This window comes from Hyphomonas sp. UBA3601, assembly GCF_002375605.1.
Lineage (GTDB): Bacteria > Pseudomonadota > Alphaproteobacteria > Caulobacterales > Hyphomonadaceae > Hyphomonas.
Genome location: NZ_DFME01000095.1, coordinates 1 through 5,667 on the forward strand (window position 1 = coordinate 1; position 5,667 = coordinate 5,667).

The 5,667-nt window shown below is 61.5% G+C and carries 6 protein-coding genes; 3 read left to right on the top strand and 3 right to left on the bottom strand.

Going from position 1 to position 5,667, the window contains the following annotated elements:
- A partial coding sequence (locus B4F73_RS09720; RefSeq protein WP_290483131.1) for a ligase-associated DNA damage response exonuclease occupies nt 1-944 on the bottom strand: 944 nt, incomplete at its 3' end.
- A 115-nt stretch (nt 945-1,059) separates the two neighbouring features.
- On the opposite strand from B4F73_RS09720, the gene B4F73_RS09725 reads away from it, so the two are divergent.
- Nucleotides 1,060-2,289, top strand: coding sequence for an Hsp70 family protein (locus B4F73_RS09725; RefSeq protein ID WP_290478592.1), 1,230 nt, complete (start codon nt 1,060-1,062; stop codon nt 2,287-2,289).
- On the opposite strand, the gene B4F73_RS09730 is transcribed toward B4F73_RS09725, so the two are convergent.
- Nucleotides 2,284-2,547 carry a hypothetical protein gene (locus B4F73_RS09730; protein WP_290478593.1) on the bottom strand — a complete coding sequence of 88 codons (264 nt, stop codon included), beginning with the start codon at nt 2,545-2,547 and terminating at the stop codon, nt 2,284-2,286. The genes B4F73_RS09725 and B4F73_RS09730 overlap by 6 nt on opposite strands.
- A 168-nt stretch (nt 2,548-2,715) precedes the next feature.
- Between B4F73_RS09730 and B4F73_RS09735 the strand changes: the two genes are divergently transcribed.
- Nucleotides 2,716-4,269: a serine hydrolase domain-containing protein gene (locus B4F73_RS09735; protein WP_206992227.1), complete on the top strand. Its 1,554-nt coding sequence runs from the start codon at nt 2,716-2,718 to the stop codon at nt 4,267-4,269.
- 3 nt (nt 4,270-4,272) lie between these two features.
- On the opposite strand, the gene B4F73_RS09740 is transcribed toward B4F73_RS09735, so the two are convergent.
- The gene (locus B4F73_RS09740; protein WP_290483132.1) at nt 4,273-4,959 is read right to left on the bottom strand and encodes a hypothetical protein; all 687 of its coding nucleotides are present in this window, start codon (nt 4,957-4,959) and stop codon (nt 4,273-4,275) included.
- Between the two features lie 109 nt (nt 4,960-5,068).
- Here B4F73_RS09740 and B4F73_RS09745 point away from each other — a divergent pair.
- Nucleotides 5,069-5,667, top strand: a 599-nt coding sequence (locus B4F73_RS09745; RefSeq protein ID WP_290483133.1) for a DEAD/DEAH box helicase, incomplete at its 3' end; no start/stop codon positions are given.

A 5,667-nucleotide genomic window follows, 5' to 3' on the forward strand; every position in this document is an offset into this window, starting at 1 on the left:
TCGCGGCCATAGGTGATCCAGAGGTCCTGCGGGTCGACTTCGCGGATCGTGTCGGTCAGTTCGTCCCAGTCGGCATGGTCAGAGATGACGAGCGGCAGCTCAACGCCGCGCTGCTTGGCGCGCTGTTTTACGCTCATCCAGCCGGACGCAAAGCCGATGACGGGATCGGGGAAGCGCTGGGCCCATTTGCCTTCAAAAGCGCCGGGCGGGGCGACAATGATCTCGCCCCGGAACACTTCGCGCGCCGATTTTGACATATCGTCCAGCGTGGCGGGGCGCAGCTCGCCAAGGCTGACGCCCGCGGCCTCATAGACCTCGCAGAGCTTTTCCAGGCTGCCATGAATATAGATCGGCCGGTCATGGCCCGCCATGCGCAGGTGCTTGATGACGCGCTGGGCCTTGCCCAGGGAGTAGGCGCCAATGCAATGGGTGCGGTCCGGATTGTCCGCAACCGAGCGCATCAGGCGGTCAATCTCGTGTTCCGTGGGCGGATGGCGGAAGACGGGCAGGCCGAAGGTCGCCTCGGAAATGAAGACATGCGTGTTCTCGACCGGTTCGAACTGGGGGCAGGTCGGATCCCAGCGGCGTTTGTAATCGCCGGTAAAGACCATGCGCAGGCCCTTGTGCTCGACCACGATCTGTGACGAGCCGAGAATGTGCCCCGCCGGGGAGAGCCAGACGGTGACGCCATTGATCTCGATCGCCTCGCCATATTCGACGGCCTGGGTCTGTTTGGCGAAACTATCGCCATAGCGCGCGGCCATGATGGACAGCGTGTGGGGATGGGCGAGCACTTTGCCATGGCCGCCGCGCGCATGATCGGAATGGCCGTGGCTGATGACGGCCCGGTCCACCGCGCCGCGCACAGGGTCCAGATAGAAATCGCCCGGCGGGCAATAGAGGCCTTTGGGGGTCGGGTGGAGCAGGAGGTCTGGCCGCAGCATGCCTGTAATGTAGGCGGTGTGGCCGAACGGGGAAGGGGCTGGGTGTGGCCTCTTCCGAAATGCCGGCAGCTGGGGTAGGCGACGGGGTCGCAATTCAGACGTCCGGGAGTCCCTCATGCAGATCGGCATCGATTTCGGAACATCGAACACATCGATTGGATATTCCGGGCCACAGGGCATCCGCCTGATCGAGTTGGAGCCGGACGCGACGTCGATTCCGACAGCGGTGTTTTATGGGCTGGCCTCCGGAGAGTATGCCATCGGGGCCGAAGCCGTGGCGGCCTATGAAACGGGCGAGGAAGGCCGGCTGATGCGGTCGATCAAGTCCGTGCTCGGCTCGTCCCTGATTGATGAGACGACCGATGTTGGCCGCCGTCGCTTGCCGTTCCGGGACGTGATCGCGCATTTCCTGCGCCGGGTGATCGCCCGGGCGGAAGCCGAGACAGGCGAGCGGGTGGAGTCAGTCGTGCAGGGGCGACCGGTCTCGTTCAATGACCGGGATGCCGACCTTGACCGACGCGCGCAGGCGATCCTGGAATCCTGTCTGCGTGATGCTGGCGTGGCGCATGTGGAGTTCCTCGATGAGCCGGTGGCGGCGGCACGTTCGGTGAGCTTTCCGAGCGGTCGGGAAAAGCTGGTCTTCGTCGTGGATATCGGCGGCGGTACATCGGATTTCTCGGTCGTGCGCATCGCGCCGGACAATGACGGTTTTGATGTGCTGGGCAGTACCGGCCTTTATGTGGGCGGCAATGATTTCGACCAGAAGCTGAGCTTTTTCGAGCTGTCGCGGCTGCTCGGGCACGGCGAGACGCTGGAGCTGAACGGCTTGCCGGTGCCGTCTGCGCCGTATTCGATCCTGTCGGACTGGAAAAGCCTGAACAAGCTCTATGCCCGGGACGTGCAGAAGCGGATCGGCTGGATGGTGCAGAACAGCCCGAACAGCCAGGCGATCCGGGCCTTCGACCATCTTGTGCGCCACCATGAAGGCCACGCCTATGCGAAGCGGACCGAACAGATCAAGATTGACTTGAGCGACACCGACCAACAGGCTTTCGTCTATGACACTCCCGATTTGCGGCTGGAGCGTGTGGTAGAGCGCCAAGCGTTCGAGGGCCTGATTGACGAAGCCGTGTCACAGATGGATGCGGTGGCAGTGGATTGCCTGGACAAGGCGGGTGTGTCACCGGACCAGATCACCGACATTGTCATGGTGGGCGGGTCGACCTTCATTCCGCTGGTGCAGGCCCGGTTGGCGGGGCGGTTTGGCAATGCTGTGGTCTCTGAGAGTGACCGCTTCGGCGCCGTTGCCAAGGGCCTGGCGGTACATGGGCAGCGCAATCTATGACAGGCGTGTGCAAAAGGTCGGCCTTTCGCCCGGGATGATCAGGCAGCGATAAAGGGCCGGCCCGCTTTTCAGAAACAGGAAGTCGTCATTGACGTGTTCCAGGTCAAACCCTGCATCCAGCAGATCCTGAAGAGGTGCCCTGTCGGACAGGATCGCGGTAGAAGTGACGGACGGAGCGGTCGCAGGCATTTGGGTGCATGCACAAAGCGTCAGCGCAGCAGCGGTCAATGAGGCGAGGACGGAAGCACGTAACTTCATGTTGTTTCCTTCTCCAGACGATTTCGATTTCCCGCTATGATAGCGCGCTGTGCGCTTAAAGGAAGAAGTTTCGAAAAACATATCCAAACTGAGTCGAAAGCTGTCCCGCCACACTTGCGACACGGTCATCTGTGCATAAAGTCAGGCCGATCCAGAGGAGAATCACGCATGCGCGCAATCCGGAAATGTCTCGTATCCCTGTCTGCGCTGGCTGTGCTGGCCACGCCTGCTCTGGCTGAAGAGGGCGGATCGACACAGGCGCTGGATGATGCGCTGGCGGCCGGCTACAAGGCCGGGTTCATCTGCTCGTCCACCTTCAATGCGGGGCAGACGCTGGAGGAAATCCGCCAGAACGAGTTGTCGGGCATTTATCCCGACTACCAGCGCAGCTTCGACAAGCTGCCGGACGCGATGATCGACCCTGTGCGCAAGCTGGTTTCGGTGACCTATTCCAACACGATGCCGCCGCGCATGGCGGCCTGGCGTCCCGGTTTCGGCTGTACCCAGCTGCCGGTGGGCGCAGAAGAGGGCGCACTGAACTTCCTGCCGCGCTTTGCCGCCTGGCCGGACTTCACCGGCGAGGACCGGGGCAGCGCCATCGGCTCAAATGTTAAGGTGCAGTTGCGCATCGAAGAAGCCGAGCGCCTCGAAGCGCCGGTCTCGTTTGCTTTCGACGAGCGTAGCTATGGCAATGGCACACGCACCAGCGCCGTGGTTGTCGTGAAGGACGGACAGGTCGTGGCCGAGCGCTATGCTCGCGGCATTGATCATGAGACGCCGCAGCGGACCTGGTCGGTGGCAAAATCGATTTCTGCGACGATCCTCGGCGCAGCCCGGCGGAACGGGCATATCGATCTTGATTACCCGGCCGTCATCGCCGACTGGAACAATGGCGCGGACCCGCGCCGCGAGATCACGTTGCGCGACCTGCTGCAGATGGCGAGCGGGCTCGACAGTGGTGAAACCGGTTCGCGCACGGACCGGATCTATTTTGGCGGCGGACGAGTGGTCGATCAGGCCGCCTCGAAAGTTATGGAAGCCAAGCCGGGCACGCGGTTCAAGTATTCCAACAATGACACGCTGATCGCGATGCGCTCATTCCGGGAATCTCTGGGCACGGATGATTCCTATCATCGCTTCCCGTATGAAAAACTGCTGCACAAGATCGGCGCGGTTCACACGACGCTGGAAGTGGACTGGAATGGTGACTTCGTCTCGTCCAGCCAGGTCTGGTCTACGGCGCGCGACCTCGCCCGGGTCGGCCAGCTCTACCTGCAGGACGGTGTGTGGGGCAATGAGCGCTTGTTGCCTGAAGGCTGGGCACAATTCGTTTCGGCCCCCGGACCAGCACAGCCAACCAGCGGACCCGGCTATGGTGCGCAATTCTGGCTGATGAATAATGCCGAGGGTATTCCGGCGGGCACCTATTACATGGCGGGCAATCGCGGCCAGTATGTCGTGATCGTGCCAAGCATGAACGCCGTCATTGTGCGGCGCGGCTTTGATGTGATTGGCGGGGCGCGGTTTGATATCAACGCGTTCACGCGCGACGTGCTGCTCAGCCTGCAGGCGGCAGAGGACGCCCGCGCTGAAGAAGCGGCCCAGCGCGAGCAGATCGAGTTGGAAATCCAGGCCACAATCGATGCGCGCCGGGCCCGCTCTGATCGCGCGAAGGATGCCATCCGCGCAGAAATCCTCGAAAAGTACGGCCTCGAGGAATAGCGCCTATCTGGAGCCGGTCCCGGAATTCGGGATCGGCGTCAGGTTCGAGATGAGCTGCCGGTCGGACTGGCTGAAGCTTTTCATCATGGCAGAGCCTTCGACGGTCACATCAAGACTGGCCACATGGGTGCGACCATCCGGGGCGCGGTCGCACGCGACTTTCATTTCGAACTGTTTGATCTTCGCGACAGGCATTGGCTTGAACGGCTTTTCCGCCACCATTTCATAATTGAGGATGCCGGGGGCAGTTTTGTCCACGACGACTTTTCCGATGAGGTGCTTGTAGACCTTGTCCATGTCGTCTGGCTCTGCGCTGGGCTTTGGCCGAAAGCTGTAGGTGGCGGTGGTGTCCGTTTCACTGACAAGTTTTGCATCGGCGGCGGGAATGTTCTCGGCAAAATCCTGACACCAGATTTCGCCGTCCGTATTGGCTTTCATGTTTTCGACCCGCTTGGCGAAGTCTTCGCTCCAGTCTTCAGGCTCAGGTGAGATCACGCTGAGGCGCTTGCCTTCCGGCTGGCTTGGATCGACCCGCATGAGCGCGTCCACCTCGTCACTGGAAAGCGTCAGATCAAACGCATAAAGCGGGCCGTCGGCAGAGGCGGAGAGGGCTTGTTCCAGGGGTGATTGGGCAAGGGCAGAGGCCGCAAGCGCGATCAGGCTGGCGGAGACGGCAAAGGAGCGGAACATGGCGGGCCTCATGATAGTTGTCTGAAAAAGAGGTTTGGCCTGAGGCAAGCTGAACGCATAGTGAAAGCAAGCCGATTACTGCAATTCTTGCGAGATTTTAATTTCAATCATGGCTGATTCCGCCGTTTCCCCATTCCTGCTGCCGGAGCCATTCGAAGCCTGGTTTGCCGGGCGTGGCTGGAAGGCGCGGCCGCACCAATTGGCGCTTGCCGAGAAGTCGCTGAAGGGCGAAAGCGCGCTTCTGATCGCGCCGACCGGCGGCGGCAAGACGCTGGCGGGCTTTCTGGGCAGCCTGATTGAACTGAGTGAGCGCAAGCGGGCGGCAAACTCTGACCGGCCTGCTTTGCACACGCTCTACATCTCTCCGCTGAAGGCGCTGGCAGCAGATGTGCAGCGCAACCTGATGGGGCCGGTCGAGGACATGGGGCTGGGCATCAGGATCGAAAGCCGGACGGGGGATACGCCTTCCCATGTGCGTCAGCGCCAGAGACGGACGCCGCCGGACATATTGCTGACCACGCCGGAACAGCTCGCGCTTTTTCTTGCCTCCGATCATGCCAAGGAATTCTTTGCCGACCTCAAATGCGTGATTGTGGACGAGATCCATGCGATGGCGGCCTCGAAGCGCGGCGACCTTTTGGCGCTCGGCCTTGCGACGCTGGCAAGCTGGGCTCCAGCCTGCCGCTTCATTGGCTTGTCTGCGACGGT